Origin of the sequence: Lactococcus hircilactis, assembly GCF_009601015.1 — a bacterium.
GTDB lineage: Bacteria > Bacillota > Bacilli > Lactobacillales > Streptococcaceae > Lactococcus > Lactococcus hircilactis.
This window is the reverse complement of the sequence record NZ_WITJ01000001.1, coordinates 1-20,943: the sequence shown is the minus strand read 5'-3', so window position 1 is coordinate 20,943 and position 20,943 is coordinate 1. Positions and strand designations below refer to the sequence as shown.

Annotated in this window: 15 protein-coding genes and 1 pseudogene; 14 read left to right on the top strand and 2 right to left on the bottom strand. The window is 33.7% G+C overall.

Annotation, left to right across the window (positions count from 1 at the left end; translation table 11 throughout):
• The first annotated feature begins 68 nt into the window (after positions 1–68).
• From GHI93_RS00075 to GHI93_RS00010, 14 genes are all read left to right on the top strand, one after another.
• Positions 69–770 carry an NAD(P)H-dependent oxidoreductase gene (locus tag GHI93_RS00075; RefSeq protein WP_153494471.1) on the top strand — a complete coding sequence of 234 codons (702 nt, stop codon included), beginning with the start codon at positions 69–71 and terminating at the stop codon, positions 768–770.
• 135 nt (positions 771–905) lie between these two features.
• A complete protein-coding gene (locus GHI93_RS00070) occupies positions 906–1,121 on the top strand; it encodes a hypothetical protein (RefSeq protein WP_153494470.1) in 216 nt (71 codons plus the stop codon).
• Positions 1,122–1,136: 15 nt separating this feature from the next.
• Positions 1,137–1,325: a plantaricin C family lantibiotic gene (locus GHI93_RS00065; RefSeq protein WP_153494469.1), complete on the top strand. Its 189-nt coding sequence runs from the start codon at positions 1,137–1,139 to the stop codon at positions 1,323–1,325.
• Positions 1,326–1,598: 273 nt separating this feature from the next.
• Complete coding sequence (gene lanM, locus GHI93_RS00060; protein WP_153494468.1) at positions 1,599–4,466, top strand: type 2 lanthipeptide synthetase LanM; 2,868 nt, start codon at positions 1,599–1,601, stop codon at positions 4,464–4,466.
• A 36-nt stretch (positions 4,467–4,502) separates the two neighbouring features.
• A complete protein-coding gene (locus tag GHI93_RS00055) occupies positions 4,503–5,327 on the top strand; it encodes an ABC transporter ATP-binding protein (protein ID WP_153494467.1) in 825 nt (274 codons plus the stop codon).
• Positions 5,314–6,021, top strand: coding sequence for an ABC transporter permease (locus GHI93_RS00050; RefSeq protein ID WP_153494466.1), 708 nt, complete (start codon positions 5,314–5,316; stop codon positions 6,019–6,021). Before GHI93_RS00055 ends, GHI93_RS00050 begins: the two co-directional genes overlap by 14 nt.
• The gene (locus GHI93_RS00045; protein ID WP_153494465.1) at positions 6,021–8,621 is read left to right on the top strand and encodes a DUF4135 domain-containing protein; all 2,601 of its coding nucleotides are present in this window, start codon (positions 6,021–6,023) and stop codon (positions 8,619–8,621) included. Before GHI93_RS00050 ends, GHI93_RS00045 begins: the two co-directional genes overlap by 1 nt.
• 67 nt (positions 8,622–8,688) lie before the next feature.
• Complete coding sequence (locus GHI93_RS00040; RefSeq protein ID WP_153494464.1) at positions 8,689–10,836, top strand: peptide cleavage/export ABC transporter; 2,148 nt, start codon at positions 8,689–8,691, stop codon at positions 10,834–10,836.
• A gap of 2 nt (positions 10,837–10,838) precedes the next feature.
• On the top strand, positions 10,839–12,203 hold the full coding sequence (locus GHI93_RS00035; RefSeq protein WP_153494463.1) for a bacteriocin secretion accessory protein: 1,365 nt from the start codon (positions 10,839–10,841) through the stop codon (positions 12,201–12,203).
• A 140-nt stretch (positions 12,204–12,343) separates the two neighbouring features.
• The gene (locus tag GHI93_RS00030) at positions 12,344–13,495 is read left to right on the top strand and encodes a transposase (RefSeq protein ID WP_153494462.1); all 1,152 of its coding nucleotides are present in this window, start codon (positions 12,344–12,346) and stop codon (positions 13,493–13,495) included.
• 152 nt (positions 13,496–13,647) lie between these two features.
• On the top strand, positions 13,648–14,136 hold the full coding sequence (locus GHI93_RS00025; protein ID WP_153494461.1) for a helix-turn-helix transcriptional regulator: 489 nt from the start codon (positions 13,648–13,650) through the stop codon (positions 14,134–14,136).
• Positions 14,136–15,119 (top strand): zeta toxin family protein, encoded by a 984-nt coding sequence (locus GHI93_RS00020; RefSeq protein ID WP_153494460.1) that lies wholly within the window; start codon positions 14,136–14,138, stop codon positions 15,117–15,119. The genes GHI93_RS00025 and GHI93_RS00020 overlap by 1 nt, the downstream gene beginning before the upstream one ends.
• 591 nt (positions 15,120–15,710) lie before the next feature.
• A complete protein-coding gene (locus GHI93_RS00015) occupies positions 15,711–16,763 on the top strand; it encodes a DNA cytosine methyltransferase (RefSeq protein WP_153494459.1) in 1,053 nt (350 codons plus the stop codon).
• The gene (locus GHI93_RS00010) at positions 16,750–18,759 is read left to right on the top strand and encodes an ATP-binding protein (RefSeq protein WP_153494458.1); all 2,010 of its coding nucleotides are present in this window, start codon (positions 16,750–16,752) and stop codon (positions 18,757–18,759) included. The genes GHI93_RS00015 and GHI93_RS00010 overlap by 14 nt, the downstream gene beginning before the upstream one ends.
• Positions 18,760–18,882: 123 nt before the next feature.
• Here the strand turns inward: GHI93_RS00010 and GHI93_RS00005 are convergent, their stop codons facing one another.
• Together GHI93_RS00005 and GHI93_RS12785 are read right to left on the bottom strand one after the other, a co-directional pair.
• Complete coding sequence (locus GHI93_RS00005; protein WP_170272341.1) at positions 18,883–19,062, bottom strand: hypothetical protein; 180 nt, start codon at positions 19,060–19,062, stop codon at positions 18,883–18,885.
• An 844-nt stretch (positions 19,063–19,906) separates the two neighbouring features.
• Positions 19,907–20,943: pseudogene (locus GHI93_RS12785) on the bottom strand (hypothetical protein); the annotation flags it as partial.

Sequence of the window (20,943 nt, the reverse complement as noted above, 5' to 3'; positions counted from 1 at the left end):
AACGTAATAGTAAGCTGAAGTCCTTTTGAAAAGTCGTAATTGATAAATTTAGAAAGAAGAGTGGTATTATGTCAGATGTGAAATTGTTTATTATCAAAGGGAGTCCTACAACTGATGGGACTGGTGCGCAGGTACTACAACACTTGAAGAAATTTTTAGTGTCTTTACATTGTGAATTTACAGTTTATGATCAAGCAGAGTTTCTAAATGAGTCAGTATGCAATGGAAAATTGGATCCGTTTTTTGATGCTAGTAAAGGAGAAAAAACCGCGTTTGAAGATGGGATGCTGAATAATGATGGAATAATCATTCTGTGTCCTGTATATATCCATCAGATGCCTGGAAGCTTAAAAAATTCTTTTGACAAGTTTTCATACAGGCTTCATGAATTTCCTTTATTAGGGAAAAAAGTTGTTATATTTACATACGCTGAATCAAATGGAGCAGATTACTTATCAACCTACTTCCATGATATATTTCTTTCGATGGGATCAGAAATTATATCTGTCCAGTATAATTATTTTGTTAGAAACACGTTAGAAGAAGACATTGAAGAGTTGAAGAAGAATGTTTCCGTGATGTGTAAAAAAATCAAAAACAATCAATTTGTAATTACTAGAAAACAGGAAAATTTGTTTATATTTTTTAAAAAGATTGTTTTGGATGAAATCAAAAATGGGGTAACATCGGGCAAACAAAAAAGATGGGAAGATTTGATTAAATATGATAGTTTGGTTGACTATTTGAATTCTAAGAATTTTAACGAATAATAAATACGTAATCATGATTATATGTTTTACCGAGGTATCATGAATGAACTTCTCTTGATAGGAAGTTCGAAACAATAGCGATGGAATTTTTTGTAATCTAAACAAATATAACTTTATTGAGAAAGGAGATATACGATGAATCAAGATTTCTTAAACGAAAACAAAGGCAACCTTCAACGGAACATGATTACGTTAATTGAGGATGAAGAGCTTGTATTGACGGATGAAGACCCGACGGGGGCCTCAACTCCGATAATTTCAGCTATTTCTGCTACAGTTGCGTCTGCAACGGCCGTTTCGGCACTTTTTGGAATAACAACTGCATGTTCAAAAAGCTGCTGGCATCCATAAAAGGAGGAAAAAATTATGGATTTCAAAGAATTGGGTTTGGAAAGTGAATCAATTACTTTAATTGAGGATATTGATGAGTTAAATGAATTGTCTGGCGAAGGATGGACATGGAATTTGGTCTTTTCTAGCGTAGTTACTTTAGCTCTTGGCAATAATGGTTATGTATGTACATGGACTCATGAATGTCAAGCAAATTGTAAATGAGTAAATAAGCTGGTTAGATTATTTGTTTAGACGGAAAAATTCAAAGTATATCAAGGTGTATCCTTTGATATACTTTTTTATGTACGAAACATGAAATTTGGCAAACATAATTTAAGGAGGAAAATGACCCATGAGCATCTGGTATTACATAGGAATAGCCATAGTAGCTGGATTGATTACTATTTTTATTTCAAAAAATAATAATAAAAAAAAATAATAAGCAGTTAGAAATCAGCAGAATGAGTAATTGATTTAAGAAAGAGTTGAACTAAAATGTCTCAAAATGAATACTTGAAAAAAATTAGCAGTAGAAACAATATCAATGAAATGTTAAATGGGTTCCATTTCAACGGTGTAACTGAAAGAAAATACTTTGGAGAGGTGCTTTACGGAACTTGGAAAAGAATCCAGCATAATGAAGAAATTCGACTAATAGATTTTTATAGAGCAATGGTAACTCTAAGTACTAGGTCTATAATAACTGAGATAACGCATAACAAAGATTGGGTAGATTCTGAAAACTTAACAAAAGCGATTCAAGATTTTTTTGGTACAAACATTTCAATAATGAGTGATAATATTTTTAAATCTGAAATGAGACGTCTCTCGCTTACCGAAATGGAATATTTTCAGCTTGTTGCTGAAAATTATGAGCTTTTGAGAGATTTATCTTCCAAGTTCTCATACTGGACTTATGTAATGGGATTATTTTTGAAAGGGACAGAGGAATTTCTCTTGGAATTTCTTAATCAGTTAGTTGAAGATAGAGGGACTATATCAGTTGGTCTACTCGGTACTTATGGAAAAATCAATGTCAATAATTTTTCTTTACAAAAGGGAGATGTTCACAACGGAAAATTTGTTATAGAAGTGGAGACGGATTGTGGTAACTTTTTCTATAAACCTCGAAATACAGATGTTGATGAAGCATTAAAGAGTTTTGCTGATTTTCTTCAAGAAAATAATCCTTCGGTATTAGACTTGAAATTTCCTAAGTCTATAAATCGTAAACAATATTCATGGGTTGAAAAAATAGAATACCAAAAGCTAGGCTCTGCAAGTGAAGAAAAGAGATATTATGTAAGACTAGGTCAGCTTTTAGCAATGATGTATATTCTAGAAGGAAATGATATTCACTATGAGAATCTTATTTCAAACGGTGAGTATCCAGTGATAATTGATGCAGAAACTGTACTTACAAATAGATTGTTTTTTGTAAAATCGGATAGCTCTAAGTACCTGCAAGAAAATGCTATAAACTGTATGTACAATTCTGTTAGGAGTACCGCTATTCTACCTGACTTTGTGAAACTAAAAGGAGAGTATTATAATATTAGTCCACTAAACTTTTGTGCAGATGGAATACGCGAAGTAAGGAAAGATAAGCTTCATGCACTAAAAGAAAATATGACCTCGTCGGAGGATAATATAGTATCTTTCATAAAACAGGGCTTTTTAACCGTGTATTTAGAAATTCAGAATAATAGCGAGTCTTATTACAACTACCTAAATAAGCTGTTTTCGCATCTTTCTCTAAGATTCTTAAACAAACCCACGAATAATTATGAGAGTATTAAACGACTTCTATTTAACCCTGTTTGTCTTTTAGATATTAAATATGCATTTGCTGTAACTTCAAAGGTACTAAAGCCCAATGCAGAGGCTTATATAGATAAGGTTGAACAATTTGAGCAGAAGGAATTATTAAGGCTTAATATTCCCCAATTTATGATAGAAGCAGATTCAACAGATATTATTGTAGAGGATGGGGTAAAAATTCCTAAATATTTTATTAAAAGTCCGCTTACATTGTTAAAAGAGCGTATTGAAATTCTAGGTCCAAATGATTGCAAGAGGCAAGTTAAGATGATTGACTGGGTATTTAAGCTTGCCGCAAATAAATTCAGTGTTTTAGAGCTATCAGATGTTAAAAACCTCAAAAATAGAGACAGAATTGGAGTAGAATCGGATATATTAACTAAGTATGTTAGCGTCATAGTGAAGGAGATTTTCGATAAAAGGTTGATAAACCCAGTAAATGAAACACTTTTCTGGACAGAGCCTCAACTTGAAAATCAAAAATATATTTTGACAGATCTTCCGAATAATTATTATGCAGGAAATATTGGAATTCTAAAATCTTTGCTGTCATCAAAAATAAGTGAAATCGAAGGATTTACGAAAAAACTGATAGAAGATATAGAAAAGGAGCTATCAATAATTTTTGAAAGTGATATTTCAAATATGTCTTTGGGTGCTTTCACAGGCTTAGGAATGTATTTTAGGTACTTTGTTGATTTATATGAAGCGAATATAATCACGAAGGATATTCTTGAAAAAAAATCTTGGGCATTATTGGATAAGATAAAAAGTGGAATTTCTAAAGATAAAAAGTTAGATATTATTGATGGTACTGCTGGACTAGCATTATCTTTGATTCGAGTATATTCGTATATAGAGGATAATTTTTTTAGGCGAGAAGTAGAAGAAACTTTAGATTTTTGCTATAAGCATTTATTACAGGAAGCTGTTATGGAAGACGAAAGTTTCTTTCCAGTTGAGCAAAGTCCAAAAACGTACTTTACAGGGTTTGCTCACGGGTCATCAGGAATTGTCGTTGCTCTTTATAAAATAGGTAAGATTCTAGGAAGAGATGAGGGAGAGATTGTTAGCCAATTTTTAAACTCTGAACGAAGATTTTATGATAATAAATTAGGTGTATGGTATAAGGATAATGGTAGAACAAATTACTCATGGGGATGGTGTCATGGAATACCAGGAATACTCTTATCTAGAATTGAGCTTTTCAATGATGGTTATAGAGATGAAGTTCTGCTACAAGAAATCAATAAATTATACGAAATCACTTTAGAAAGATCATTGGGAACAAATTTGACTCTATGTCATGGCGATTTGGGAAACCTAATCATTTGTAGTTATGTCAATTCTTCGTTAGGAAGAAATAATGATATAGTATTGAAACTGTTTCAAAAACAGTTTCAATACTATATTGAAGCAAAAGACAAAATTATCAGGGGGACAGAGACAATAAGTCTGATGAATGGATTGGCTGGAATTGGTGTATGTATGTCTAATTACAATAATCCGTGTAATTTAATAGATATACTAAAAGTAGTATAGATTATAAAAGGTAGAGGCTGATTAAAGGAGATTAGTATGGCTATTTTAGAAGTTCAAAATCTAAAATTCAGATACTCCAAGGACTATATTATTAATGATATAAGTTTTTCGGTAGAAAAAGGTGATATATTAGGGCTTGTGGGGGAAAATGGGTCTGGAAAGACAACACTAATGAAAATTATTTCAGGTATTTTTCCAAACAGTGAAGGAAAAATAGTAAAGAATTTTTCAGAATTGGGAGTGCTGATAGAAAATCCAAGCCTTTACAATGATAGAACGGTCAAGCAGAATATTACCTTCTTTTGCAAACTTTATGAAAAAGGGTATAAAGACATCTCACAATATCAGCATTTACTTGGTGTTGATAATTATTTGAAGAAAAAAGTCTCAAAACTTTCGTTAGGAATGAGGCAAAGGGTTGGTTTACTAATTGCTTTAATTGCATCAAATGAATTTATTTTGCTTGATGAACCTACAAATGGATTAGATCCCAGAGGAATAAAGGAGCTACTAAGTTTAATAAAAGTTTTAGCAAGTGACTTTGGAATTACCTTTATTGTTTCTAGTCATATCCTACAAAATTTAGATCAGATTTGTAATAATTATATAATTTTAGAAAGTGGGAAACTAAGACAAAATGTAAGTAGTGAGGCGGAATATAAAATATATATACCAGATATAAGTGTTGTTTCGTTGCTTTCACTTCTTAAAGAAAAGAAAGTTGATTATACATACACTGATGCAGGAGATGTTATTGTTGAGAAAACGGATGAGATTGAAAGAATTTGTCAAGAAAGAAATTTAATCTTTAAAAAAAGAAAATTAAATTTAAGTGAGGTATATTTTGATGATAAAAAATAATGTTATATTCTTTCGACAAGACATTATGCGACTACGATTATTCATTTTTATTGTTTTATCTTTTCTGTCTGGAGCAAGTATCATCTATTCTTCCGAATATTTAGGTGGAGGATTTAGAGTTGATAATGTTTATGCGATGTTTTCAACGATATCAGAATTTTATCTAATGTACACTGCATCAGATTTATTCGGTAGAGAATTTAATTATAAAACAATCAACTTGATTAGAATTAGCGGACGTGGTTCTTTAGAGATTCTTTTTAGAAAATTATTATGTATGGAATCAGCAACTGTAATAGTAGGTGGAGTTTCATGGCTGCAGATGGTTGGGTATAATGTGGTTTTCAGCAAAGAAATAAACCTTGTAAAATTACTTGGAAGTCTCATTACAGCGTATCTTTTATATGGTCTATTTCTATTTTCTATTGGTATTGTCATCGGTATCTTACTAAAGAAAACTGTTTATACATTTATAACGATACTGATTACTTTTTCTCTCGTTCCATTACTTATAAAACTCCTTGGGAGTATTGACTTCTTGTCCTCTTTTATAAAATATTTTCCCTTTACCTTCGTAAGGAATTCATTTTCTTTTGCAGTATTTAATCGCGGACAAATTATCAGTCTAATCATTTATTCGGTAATATTGTTAATAATTGCAAATGTATTATACACAAGGAAAGGATTTATCTGATGGAAAATTATGATGCTATTTCAGGGGTTTTTGACAATTATTATTTGCCTCAAATTGAAAAAATAGAAAAACAATTATCAATGAGTTACCAACGGTATTTTGGAAACTCCAAATTTTATTGTAATGATCAGTGTAAGAAAACCATCATCAGTGAGATACTAAAATATGCCTCTGAGGTATGTGCGTATTCACTTATAGATTTTTATAATTTTAAGAAAAAAAACGCTACTAGTTTATCGTATGCTTTGATGAATAGTTCTTGGAAAAATCTAGAAACGATGACTGAATTCAACCTGCGGTATCCTTTAGTGAAAGAGAAACTTGATATCATAATTAACCTCTGCCTTGAAAGAGTATCTGAGGTTTTTGAAGTCTTGTCCACTCATGAAGATGATATTATAGATTTTCTCGGTAATTTTGGTCCCAAAAAACAAAAAATTAATGTAGTTAATGCTTTCATGGGGGATTACCATAAGGAACATTTTGTAGCAGTAGTAAAAATAAATGATAAAAAAATAGTGATAAAAAAGAGATCAATTACGGGGGAGAGAATTTTAGATGTATTTGATAAAATTTTTAATTTAAAATTACCAAAAACAAAAATATTATCTGAAAATTTACTGATTCAAGAATTTGTTCCTTACTCGCCGACTCCAATTGAGAATCTACCAGACTATTATTTTTATTTTGGATTTATGGGAGCCATCTTTACATTTCTAGGAGCGAAGGATCTTCATAGTGGTAATGTAATTGCAACTTCTGAGAAACCGACCTTTTTGGATTTGGAAGTACCAATTACTCAAGAAACGAGTAGTTATTCTCTTTTGAAAGAAACTTTGATATTCAATTGCAACGAGAAGAAAAAAGTCTATGGTGATATAGATTTGAGTTCTTTTAGTGGTGGAAGAACAACAGAGATGGGGTACTCTATTGCAGGGAAGGGAACAAATGATATTTCAATTTCCATAATCTCAGTAACACAGAATGATCAAAATATTCCATTTGACGGGATTAATCCCTATGAATATGCAAATGATTTTGTACGGGGCTTCAAAGAAGGTTATCAAAAAATTTTAACTAATAAGGAGAGGTTGATAGCAGAGCTAGGAAAAATATCAAATTATAGCTATAGGTTCATTTTAAGGAATACTGGATTCTATGGAAAATATATACATGACTTACACTTGCCTGTTCACATGCAGGACAGACAAGCCTTTAACGATTTTTTGGATTTGCTGGTAAAAAAAAGTAAGCAGAATAACGATGTTGTTAGAGAAGAGATTGACTGTTTGGATAAAGGAATAATTCCTTATTTTACGACTGACTTTTTTGGGCTTTCATCCCAAAAAATAAAAGAATCTTTCCTGAGGCGATTAGAGAAACAAGACAGCGCGTTTTTTTCTAGAGAATTAGAGTATCTAAGCCTATTTTTGTGGAAAGCAGGGAAAAAGCTGCAGCTCGGTAATCCTAAAAACCACTTTCATAATAATAGGATAGAGGCTGAGATAAAAAGATTTTCGAAGTTTGCGATTGTCCAAGACAAATTTAGATATGGGTGTCTTGACTTGTCAGTTCAAGATAGGGTTTTGGATAACAGAAACGATTTATATATGTTTGGTCTATCTTTGTATTTTGTTTACAAGATGAATTATGGAAAACAAGTCAATGATAAGATAGTAAAAACTGTACTGGAAGGTAAAATAAATAAGGAAGTTTCAGGGTTAGTAGGCTATCAATCAAATTTGTTGTTAAAACATCTTTTTGGTCTGAATGAAAAAGAATATATTTCTTCAGAAAAAATTATCAAGGAGGAGTATGGTATAGTTGATTTTTCAAATTATGGCACGGCGTTATTGATATTAGATAAAATGTATGAAGATACAGGAGATGACAGATACTTATCTGATATCAAATTTCTCGGGAAAATTTATGTTGAAAAAACCAATCAAGAGAACTTGACGGGACTGCTACATGGATATTCAGGAGATATTATGACATACATCATATTAGGAAAATATTTTAGTTTCGATCTAATGCTTGGTAACGTTATAGAGTGTCTATATAAAGAAGATGGTTTTTTTGATGAGAACTCGTTAAATTGGAAAGATACAAGAAAAGGAATGAAAAAAAATCTCAGTGCATTATCTTATGGAGGGCCAGGGATAATTTTAAGCAGATTATTTTTACTTTGTTCGTTATTGAATCAACCAAAAACTGAAGATATGTTTGTAGAGTTAAGAGTTAGGCTTGAATCAGACATTAGGCAAGGAATAGAAGGAATATTATCAAAGAATAGAGAAAAATATGTAGACGATACGCTGGTTAATGGCTATTCTGGAGCTTTAATTGTCCTGTATTTTACTGTTAAGGTGGGAATTTTAGAGGACACTGGATTAGAGGAAAGAATATTTAACTATATTACCACGGGAGTGAACTTACTCCAAGATTCTGGTTGGAGATGCCAAGGATTGGATAACTTATATACTCCATGCTTTTTTAATGGTACCATGGGCATCACCTTCACACTTTGGATTTTAAGTGGTAAGTCAAGTATGGAGAAAGCGCTAGTTGACTATATCAAAAACTTTCATAAAAAATAAAACTCTTACTGATAAATGAAGAATTATTTGTCTGGAATTCAAAAAAAGAATGTAGGTGAAGATTAAGATGAAATTCAAGAAAAAATATTATACACCTCAGCTTGATGAGCGGGATTGTGGAGTTGCTGCCTTGTCCATGATACTGAAAACTTATGGGACAGAGAAATCACTTGCTTCACTTAGACTTTTAGCACATACGGATATGAAGGGGACGACAGTACGTGGGATAAAAAAGGCAGCAGAGAGTCTCTCATTTGACGCAAGGATAGTGCGCGCTGAAATGACGATATTTGATATTCCAGATATGGCTTATCCGTTTATTGCTCATGTTGTTATGCAAGAAAAATATCCGCATTTTTATGTTGTTACTGGAGTAAAGAACGATGATGTACTAATTGCTGATCCAAACCCAGTGGCTAAAATCAGACGGATATCTAAAAAAGAGTTTGCTGAGGAATGGAGTAAAATTGCCATTTTAATAGCACCTGCCCCTGATTATAAGCCAATTAAAGACAAAACCAGTTCTCTGACCGCGTTTATTCCACTTCTAGCTAAACAGAAAAAATTGATAGCTAATATCATCTTAGCGTCATTGTTAGTTACAATTATCAACATAGTAGCTTCATACTATCTTCAAAGCATCGTTGATAGTTATATTCCTAACGCATTGATGAATATGCTCGGAATAATTTCGGTTGCCTTGATATTTACATATCTTGTCCAACAAATCTTGTCCTTTGCTCAAGCTTTTTTACTAAATGTACTAGGACAAAGACTTGCGATTGATGTTGTCTTGTCTTACATTAAGCATATCTTTGAACTTCCAATGTCATTTTTTGCGACACGACGCACTGGAGAAATTATTAGTCGCTTTAGTGATGCTAATTCCATACTGAATGCACTGGCGTCTGCAATTATGTCTCTATTTTTGGACCTTACCATTGTTTTATTAACAGGGACAGTACTTGGTTTTCAAAATCTTAATTTATTTCTTCTAGTTTTGGTATCAATTCCTTTATACATTGTTGTTATTTTTGCTTTCATGAAAATCTTTGAAAAACAAAATTATGATGCAATGCAGGCTAATGCGATTTTAAGTTCTTCAATTATTGAGGACATTAATGGAATTGAAACGATAAAAGCCCTTGCTAGTGAAGACAGTCGTTACCAAAAGATTGATCAAGAATTTGTTGCTTATTTGAAAAAGACATTTAAATTACAAAAAAATACAGCTATTCAAGCCAGTTTAAAAGCAATTATTCAACTTGTTTTGAATGTTGCTGTTCTTTGGACAGGGGCTGTTTTAGTAATACATCAAAAAATTACTTTAGGACAGCTCATCACTTTTAATGCATTATTGACTTCGTTTACCACACCTCTTACAAACATTATTAACCTGCAAACACAAATTCAGCAAGCAAGAGTTGCTAACAATCGATTGAATGAAGTGTATCTGGTTGAAAGTGAATTTGGTAATAATCATGCAGAACTTATTATCAACGATTGTACACTTCAAGTTGATAATGTTTCTTACCAATATGGAATGGGGAGAAATACATTATCTGATATTAGTCTCACTATACATGAGAACGAAAAAGTTACATTGGTCGGAATGTCTGGTTCTGGAAAGACGACTCTTGTTAAATTGTTTGTAAATTTTTTTGAGCCCACAGAAGGGAAAGTAACTATTGGAGGTATTGATGTACAAGGATTTGATAAACGACAACTTCGTCGCTTAATTAATTATCTCCCCCAAGAACCGTATATTTTTACAGGTACTATTTTAGAAAATCTAACGTTAGGGGCATCAACAGACGTTTCACAGGAAGACATTATGCGAGCGGTGGAGTTATCAGAAATTCGCTATGATATAGAGAAAATGAGTCTAGGTTACCAAACTGCGCTTTCTAGTGATGCTACAACCTTATCTGGAGGACAAAAACAACGCATTGCATTAGCTCGTGCTTTACTTTCCCCTGCAAAAGTTTTAATCTTGGATGAAGCGACAAGTAATCTGGATCTTATTACTGAGAAGAAAATTTTAGATTCACTTTTTAAACTGGAGAAAACTATAATTTTTATAGCCCATAGACTTTCAGTTGCTGAAAGAAGTCAACATGTGATTGTAATTGATAAGGGGCAAATTATCGAAGAGGGTAGTCATGAAGAGCTTCTTGAAAGACAAGGATTTTATGCAAAACTATACGAGGTGTAAAAATGTTTGATGAAAAATTATTAGAAAGTGCAGAGTTATATAGCTATCGTTATAAGAATTTTGCGACTTTAATAATATTACCGGTTGTTGTTTTTGTGATTTTCCTGGTAGGTTTTTTATGTTTTGCCAATAAAGAGTTAACGGTTACGGGGGTAGGGACGGTTCAGCCAATTAAAGTTATTGCTCAAATCCAATCGACAAGTAATAATCCAATTCTGGAAAATAACCTTGCTGAAGGGAAAATTGTGGCTAATAATACGCTTCTTCTGAAATATAATGGAAAGTCCAATGCTATACAATTAGAAAGCCTAAATCAACAATTATTAAAAACTCAAAATCAGCAAAAGTCCCTTACTTTCCTTCAGGACAGTATTGATTCAGGAATAAATAAATTTTCTCAGCCTGATAATTTTGGATATTACCAAGAGTACCAAAATTATCTTGCCCAAATTCAAACCATAACAGATAGTGTTAATAAAGCCAATCAGACGGTTGATGATCAAAATTCGACAATTTCAAATGAACAATCAGTAATTAATAAGCAAATTAGCATTCTAAATCAACAGATTGGTGATTATCAAGATCTTCAAACAGCTGTTTCATCCAATAAAACGGTGGATTCCCATAATCAATATATTTCGCAATTTAACAACTATCAAAATCAAGTGAATGCACAATTATCACAGAAGGAATCGCTGAAAAGTCAATTCTTAAGCACGATTCAATCTAATATTACTCAGCTACAAGCTCAGGTACAGTCCTTAACCACTCAATTAGCGAGTATAGGAAAAAGTAACGCGTATGACAATAGTTTGTCAGCTCAACTTTTAGCATTGAAAGCCCAAGAATTGCAAAAGACCAATCAGTCCATGCAGAGTCTTGCTGAAAATATTTCGGACTTGAGTTCAAAAATTTCTTTACAAAAACAAGCAGATGCTGAGGGAGCTTTGTACGCCCCTAGCAAAGGGATATTACATGTTCTCCCTAAAGTTTTAGGACTAAAAATGATTGCAACTGGAACGCCCATTGCGGAGTTATATCCTGAGTTGGTAAGCAATACGAAAATTTACGTTACCACTTATGTATCAAGTAGTGATATTGCAGCTATAAAGCTTGGACAAACGATGCGACTTTCCGTTAAACAAAATTTGCCTACTCCCGTAATACTCTCAGGGAAGATTACAGATATAGACAGTGCACCATCAGTTGAAAATGGATTGAATATGTTTGAAATTAAAGCCGAAGTAAAAATTCATGCAAATGACTTGTCCAAAATTCGTTATGGTCTCCAAGGGAGTGTAGTAGTTATAACTGGAAAGAAGACTTATTTTAATTACTATAAGGACAAAATATTGGGCGAGAGTTAGTAATAAACGATGTCCTATTAATTATGGTTCTATAATAAATCCTGTGGGAAATCATTCTCATAGGATTTTGTTTTCTTGTAAAATAAAAAACTTACCTCTAAACTGTAAGTACATCACTACACACAGAGAAGAGATAAGCTATGTTTGATTCTATCATGAAGGAATTGTTTTTGCAAGCTCAGGATTGGGAAAGTGAGACGCTCATGCCCCTCAAAAAGGGCAAGCGCTATGAGCTCAAGGTCACCTATAAAGCCACCTTTAAAGCTTGTCCGCATTGTCACAAAAGCAAATTTCATAAGCACGGCACGATGCCTCGAAAGGTGCAGCTCACAGAATATCTGGGCTTTCCTTGCTTTTTGATCATTGCTATTCAGCGCTACAAATGTTGTTTCTGCGGCAAAGTGTCGACCCCTGAGTTGCCCGAAAGCTTGGTCTCCAAAGGCACCAAAGATTCTGTTTTGCTCAAAAAAGAAATTATTTTGAAACTCAAAAGCAAGCAGTCAATCTCAGAAGCAGCGCGAGATTTGAAGGTCTCGCCTTATAGCTTTTATCGCCTTTTGAACCAGATGCCCACAAAAGATCATTTTAGCTTTCTGACCGAAGTGCTTTGCATTGATGAGTTTAAAGCCACAGGAGATTGCAAGGGAAAAATGGCTTTTATCGCCATGGACGGACAGACCCACAAGCTGGTTTCCTTGCTGGATGACCGTCGTTTGGAGCACCTCGTGACTTATTTTCTCAAGTTCCCAAGACAAGTTCGACTCAAAGTCAAATTTCACGTCGTCCAGCAACTGACCCGCGCTTTTAACCAGCTGCGAGTTCAGGAGATGAAGCAATTCGACACGCACAGCCCGCAGTACCGCCACCTCAAGTACTATTGGAACTATTTGTTCAAGAATTTTGACGACTGCTCTGAAAATCGCTTTTATTCCCGCAGCTTACGCCAGTGGACTTCGAGTCATGATTTGGTGCTCCAACTCAAAGCTTATACACCCGTGCTCGACGAGGCGTGGGAAGTCTTGCAGGCCGCACTGACAGCTTTCAGGAAGCACGACGACCAGAAGTTTTTCGAGATCATTGACGAATTGAAAGAAGAGCTATTGCCCGAGACCTTTGTGAAAAAGTTCCAATTTCTTGCCTCCAAAAAGGCTTCTATCCGCCTGGCACTGCACACGCCCTACTCCAACGGCTGCGTGGAGGGCATGAACAACAAAATCAAGGCGCTCAAGCGCGTCGCCTTCGGGTTTCGCCGCTTTAGCAACTTCAAGAAGCGGATTATTTTGATGAATTGATGAAACAAAAATAAGCCACCGCAGTGACTTACTCTTAGAGGGGGAAGAATTTTCCCACAGGATTTGACAAAGAACCATTAAAGTGAGGGCTAAGCTGCTTGACAAACTTTGTCTGATTATGGTAATATAAAATTACCATAGAGGAGGTAAATATGGCTTACTTTATTTCCCAAAAGATGAAATTTGAACGTGAAAAAATGGGATTAACCATCCGAGAATTTGGCTCAAAAATTGAAAAATCTCATGTAGCAGTGCTCAACTATGAAAGTGGAAAATACGAACCAGATTTAGAGACGATTGAAAAAATTGCTCTGGTTCTGAACCTTTCTTTTAAAGACTTAGTAATGGAGAAAAATAAAATGACGACTAACGAACAGTATCAACTAACCTTAAACCAAGAAGTTATGAAAGAGTATGCTGCAACTGTTTTGGCTGAGTTGAGTAAGTATTTGATAAAACATGATATTGAAGCAGACAATGACCCGCTTCAAGTTTTGTTCATGGAACTTTCCGCAGTAAAAAACAAGCAAATTTTCAACACAAAAACAAATCAAGAATTAGACAAAATTCAAGGTTACCTAGACGGAATTAAACGTTTTGTATCCACTCTTTCAGATTTGCCAATTAATGAGGTTGCTTAATGTCGTTGGAAGATTTTACTGAGGATTATTTCAATAAGCAAGTTAGATTAAACATTAGGGATTTAACTGCAGGAATTCAACCTTCTCAGATTCCTCATGCCTTTTTATTAGGAGGTCAAAGTGGAGCAGGGAAATCAAGTATTACCAAGTTTTTAGAACAGACTTACGAAGCTGATTATATTACTATTGACGGAGATTCTTTTAGACCACAACATCCCCAATCCCAACTCCTGACAGAAAAATATGGAAAATCAGACGTGAACTATACTGCTCAATTTGCAGGACAGATGGTTGGCGCATTGATTGAAGAATTGAGTAATAAAAAATACAATCTAATCATTGAGGGAACATTACGAACGTTTGAGACACCGTTTGAAACAGCAAAACTTCTGAGCGATAAGGGTTATAATGTAGAGCTTTATGCAATGGCTGTCAAACCGGAACTATCTTATTTAAGTACTATCCATCGCTATGAGAAAATGCTTAAGATTAACCCAGAAGCAGCACGAAGTACGCCGAAAAAACACCATGACCTCATCATTGAAAAAATGCCTAAAAATTTGGATGAATTGAGCAAGTCGGGTATATTTTCAGATATTACTTTAATGAGTCGGTCAATGGATATTCTTTATCGTCAAAGCGAGATGCCGTCTCAACTCCCATCTGAAATATTGACTTATATTTGGGGAAGTGAGTGGACGGCTGATGAGATTGAAATGTTCCACGCTTCCGTCAAACAAACATTGAGCTTAATGAAGGCTCGTTCTGATGCCAATACAAATGAATTGAACGATTTGATAACAGTGGTCCTTCATCAAATTTCTAATAGAAAGCCCGAAAATAATGTTTTGTCAAAACAAACATATTCTGAACGTTCCTTTAAAGAAAAATTGACTCAAGCACGAGATAGAGAGGAAAAGCTCATTGAAGCTAAAGAGAGGGGCACAAAAAGACCTCATTTAGACTCGGAGCGTCATTTATAGCAAAATAATCAATAATGATTGAAATTACTTCATAGGGGAAATGATAAATGGTGGAGAGTATTCCTGATTATTCTAAATTTTTTGATATAACAAAAAGAAGATTGAATGGAATGGAACGCTTAGCAAAGCGGATAGATAAAGAAAAGTTGGATGAAGTGATGTAACGTCACTTTTCAATATTCGCTCAGAGTGGATATCCTGGTTCCAATAGGAATCCTGACTTATATAAACAATAAGATTGATGAAAAAATTGCAAAAGATAAGGAAAATACCATCTATGAAATTGTACAACTAAAATCTTCAATTTTTCAAATTGAGCAAACAGCCGACCAACCTTACCCTAAAGAACAGGAATTTCAAGAAAACTTGAACGTGCCACAGAAATCATCAACAAATGCGAGATGTCACTTCAGATTATGCGGTTGAATAAGAGCAGGAACTGAATTACTAATGATTCAAGTACCACTAGACTTAGTTGTAGGTCTAGTGGTATTTATAGGTGTATAACTAAATGAAAGGCTTCAAAAAACTTTTTATCAACAACTGCAAAAAAATTTGTTATAATAGATACGGTATGAAAGGACAGAAATAATGAAAATTAACGCTATTGACTTGTTTTGTGGTGTAGGAGGATTAACCTATGGTATTCAACAAGCAGGAATAAACGTAGTGGCGGGATTTGATTTTGAAAGCTCTTGTCGTTTCGCTTACGAGAAAAATAATAAGGCTAAGTTTATACATAAAAATATAAAAGAACTAAAAGATGGAGAACTTTTGTCATATTATCCTGAAGATACAGAGATTAAGATAATGATTGGTTGTGCACCTTGTCAGCCTTTTTCTGCTTACAGTCACAGATACAAGGAAAGTGAGTCTAAAAAAGAAAAGATGGACTTGCTAGACTATTTTGGGAAACAAATAAAAATAGTAAAGCCCGATATTGTTTCAATGGAAAATGTTCCTCAACTTATTCAAGAGCCTATTTTTGAAAAATTTATCAAAACATTAAAACAAGAAGGATACAAAATAGAATACAAAGTGGCGTTTGCTCCTGCTTATGGTATTCCTCAGAATCGGAAACGATTATTGTTGTTGGCATCTAAATTTGGCGAAATCTGTTTTGAAAAAGAATTAGATCAAAAAGATTATCCTACTGTACGTGACGCAATCTCCAAATTGCCTAAATTAGCTGCAGGAGATGTTGATCCAAAAGATCCATTGCATCGTGCTAGAAAATTATCAGCATTGAATTTAAAGCGAATCCAAAATTCTAAACAAGGCGGAACATGGCGTGATTGGGATAAAAATTTATTACCTGAATGCTACAAGAAAAAAAGTGGAGCAAGTTTTGGTTCTGTTTATGGTCGATTAGAATGGGACAAGCCGTCTTCAACTATCACAACACAATTCCCAGGTTACGGAAACGGGAGATTTGGTCATCCGGAGCAAGATCGAGCATTAAGCTTGCGTGAAGGGGCTATTTTGCAGAGCTTTCCTAGGAGTTATCAATTTATTGAAGATGAGAAGGATTATGCAATAAATAAAATTGCAATGCAAATTGGAAATGCTGTGCCTCCTAAATTAGGAGAAGTAATCGGGCGAAGTATTTTGAAACATTTGGAGAGGATCTATGACAAAAAATAAGTTGATATTTTCCATTGCCAATAATGCCGTTACGCATCTTGGAAGAAATTTATATTCTTCAATGCCTCCAGCACTGGCTGAGTTAGTGGCAAATTCCTATGATGCCTATGCGACACAAGTCATCATAGACTTGTGTGATGACAATTCTATGATAATAGCAGATAACGGTAAAGGGTTAAGTTTTGAAGAATTTGAATCTAAATATGTTACTATTGGCAACAAGAAACAAGAGGAGAAAATATTTGGAAATTTTCCTAAACGAAATCCAATGGGAGAAAAAGGAATTGGAAAATTGGCGGCATTTAGTCTTGGGGAAGAATATAGTGTCTATTCTAAAACATTAAATTCTAATCAGTGGATTAGCTTTACTCTCAGTTATAAAGATATGATTGAAAGTGGAGAACAACATGAAACAGATACAATCATGTTAGAGTCGTTACCAGAAAATTTAGCTAAATTTCAAACATTTAAATCAGGTTTTATCGTTCATTGCAAGAAATTAAGAAAGAATCCGACTAAGGCGACTAAAGATTCAACTGTTCTGCAATTATCAAGAAGATTTTATTTAAATCAAGAAAATTTTTCGGTTCAATATGATGGTGAAGAAATTCCTTTGAAGACTAATTTTTATTATCAAAATTTAGAATATCTAATTTATTTTGGATATTCAGAACAGGAAATAAATGATATCTTTGACAGCAATGTTGAAAAAGAGAAGTTCAAAGGAGTTAGTTCAGTATTAAATTTTATTGAAGCAAATAATATAAAAGGTTGGATTGGCTCTGTAGGAAAACCGAAAGATCTGAAAGAAAATACAGATAATATTATTGTTTACACAAATGGAAAAGTTGCGGATGAGGATATTTTAAAAAATAAAAAAGAAGCTCGTATTGCTAAAAGTTATATTGTTGGAGAAATTCAGGCTGATTATTTTTCTAATTTAGACGATCCAATTACATCAAGTCGTCAAGGACTTGATGATTCTTTAGAAGAGGTTGAAGCATTTATTGATAATGTTGAAGGAATTAGAAGAGATTTTATCAATAAATGGAATGATTTTAGAAAAAGAAACATGGTTGAAAAACTTCCTAATCGTATTAAAGAAAATGAGAGCTATAAGGATTGGCTCTCAAATTTAAGTCCCACACAAAGAGACTTGAATGGTAAATTATTAAATTTATTTTCTTCAAAGTTGGATGATGATGAGAATGAGGAATCAGAAGAAGTAGATTCAATGGTTACGGCGATTGCCTCGGTTATAAATAATGTTGAAACAGACGAACTACTTCAAACATTGAAAAGTGAGGAAAATTCATCAAATCATTTTGATTTACTTGCAAAGTTAATGAAAAACATTGCTATAAAGGAAGATTTAAGTCATGCGGAAATTATTAAATCTCGTGTAAAAATAATTGAACAATTGGAAAAACTAATGGAAGATTCTTCAAGTTTAGAGAAATTATTTGAGTTTCATCTTGCGGAAAATCCATGGTTGATTAATCCGTACTGGAATATTGACAAAAATAGTATAGAAGGCGCTAATAGCTTATCTACTCAGGTTTATCAGAATACAGATATAGATGGGGATTTCCAAAAGGCTTTTCTTGATATTTTAATCAGAATTGCGGAAGAAAATTATCCTGTTATTGTTGAGCTAAAGAAAAATGAGCCAACTGGACATGCAAGAGTCACTTTTGCGGCGATGTTGGAGCAAATTAAGAAATATCGCAAAGCTATTCAACAAAAATTCCCAGAATTGAAACCAGTTACTGATACTGATATAAAAGCAGTATTTATAATAACTGAAGATGCAGGGGCGGTCGGTTCAGGAAATAAAATTGAATTTGAACATTATGAATTAGAAACTTTTAAGAACTTAAATATTGAAGTCGTAAAATACAATGACATCGTAAGTAAGTCAAAGAAAATGTATAGGGAGCATTTGAAATTGATCCAAGATGCTAAAATTGTTCCAAATTTATCAAAGGTTGAGTAAGGAATTTATCATGGTCATAGGGAGTTTACATATTCTTTTTTTACTGATTATTTTTGTGCCTAATTATTTGACATTAGTCCAATTGGCAATGAACTTGAAAAAATAGAATCACATTAATTATTCTTAATCGTAATTCATTTGTTTAAATTTATCCAATAAGCACTCTACAGTTTTTCTGTCAAAATAATAATGTTCAACGGGTTTATACAGACTGTATTTTTCAAACGTCCCCTGATATTTCTCAATAGCTAGGATATTAGGGCGAATTTCTATGAATTCATATGAATTCACTAGTAATTTCATATCTCTTATCGAAGCACTCAATAAACGTACTCCGATCAGTAGAATTTATATTATTTGAAAATTCTTCTAAAATTTTCACGAATAGTTTTTCATTTCATTACTTTTTATTTTCCTACTCAAATGTCTTAAATTATCTATAAAAATTCTAGAAAATAAAATAGTAGACAACGTCAAATACTTAATCATCGGGGCGTCGGTCTTTAAAGATAACTTTTTATCGTAATCTTCAATATTAAGAAACTCAATTAGATTTTGGGACGTAAAAAGAGAATTGTTGAAACTTTTGACCTTTCTTTGCCATGCAAAAAGCACCTCCATAAATAATTATGACAGATGCTTTTTATTTTGTGTCAACTGAACGGGAGAGGGTTCAGTGATATCAAATGCTTTTTTAAGCTTTGGTACCTCGACATTGACAGCCTGTGCTGATTTCCCATCTCTCAGATGGATAATCTCCGTTCTATGTTTCCGCTCTGTGAGTGTCAATAGCACCTTGTTTTTGGTTCTCGTGAGAAACAACGTGTCAATCTCGTAGCGGGCCTCTTATGAGCGGTTATTGATAGGCTTAGGGCGTTCTTCGATTGGCTGACCAAAAGGATGCTTCGGATGGCGAGGCTTGATTTTCTTCGCTGCTTTGTACTGATTATAAGTCATTCCAGTGTTTTATATAATGAACTAAATCTGATATTAATAAGTATACAAAAAATAAGATTGATACTAAAAAATAGTTAGAATTCGTTTTAAAGAACGCATAAATTAGAAAGATAATAAATAATACATTAATTAATGTCATTATAATCGCTTGTTTTTGCTTAAACAGAGTTGTTCTCCTTTATCGTAACAATTAAAATTTATCATATAGTTCTGCTACATTATGAGAGTCATACAGGTAGGAAAGCAGATTTCCCATGAAAAACGCAAGAAGGCCGACCTTGAAATTGCCTGGTAAACCAACAATCCCTGTAATTACTTGTGCTAAAAATTGTCCTGCAAATGAGTTTAAGGTGTCCAAGAATGTTAGTGCAGCCCCACCCGCTGGGCAGAGGGCTACAACTGCAACGATGATTGAAAGGGTTACCCCAGAACCCACTACCGCCCAGTACTTAGTATTCATATCATTTACAGCATTTTTAAAATCATAGCCAAGTCCAGCTTGAATCTTTCGACCATCTTTGTTTTTATAGACTTTCATTATTGAACCATCATAACTATCTGAGTAACCATAGGTTGATCCGAAAAAATATGCTTGTGCATGAACAGGAGGTTTCATTTCAGATGATAATTCATTCAAAACATTGTTTAGAGGAAGGGGGGAATCTTGAAAAGGATAATCTGTTGGGTTAGGAGTTCTAGGGTTATAAAGTGGTACTTTTGGACTTAATTGAGGAAGTGTCTTTACTTTAATGGCTTCTGGATTAGATACACTCGCCACTCTTTGTTGAGTAATAACAGGCGCTGTTTTTGTTGTCTCATCTGAGATCACTTTTCTCCAATTATACCATGTTCTTGTCCATTCATAGTTCGTTCCGCATAAGTTAATGATTGAAGCACTAGAAGAAACATAAAATGTTTTCCCCCACCACGGATTCCAAATCTCATAGTAAGGTGCATGCGTACTAATATCGCCATCTTTAGGAATCACATAGCCAACAATTAATACTGCATGCCCCAAATTGTCCCCCGTCCCTCGTGGTGCATCATTATCCTTATCATACACATCCATTTCAATAGGTTGACCATTATCAATTTGTTGTTTTACTTCTCCAAATGTTAGCTTTCTGTCAACCACATCAGCGGCAACCTGATATTTGTTCTTAAGAACGGTAAGACTACTCTTAATATCCTGACCGCCCATCTTTTTTAATTGTTCTTCGGTTTTAC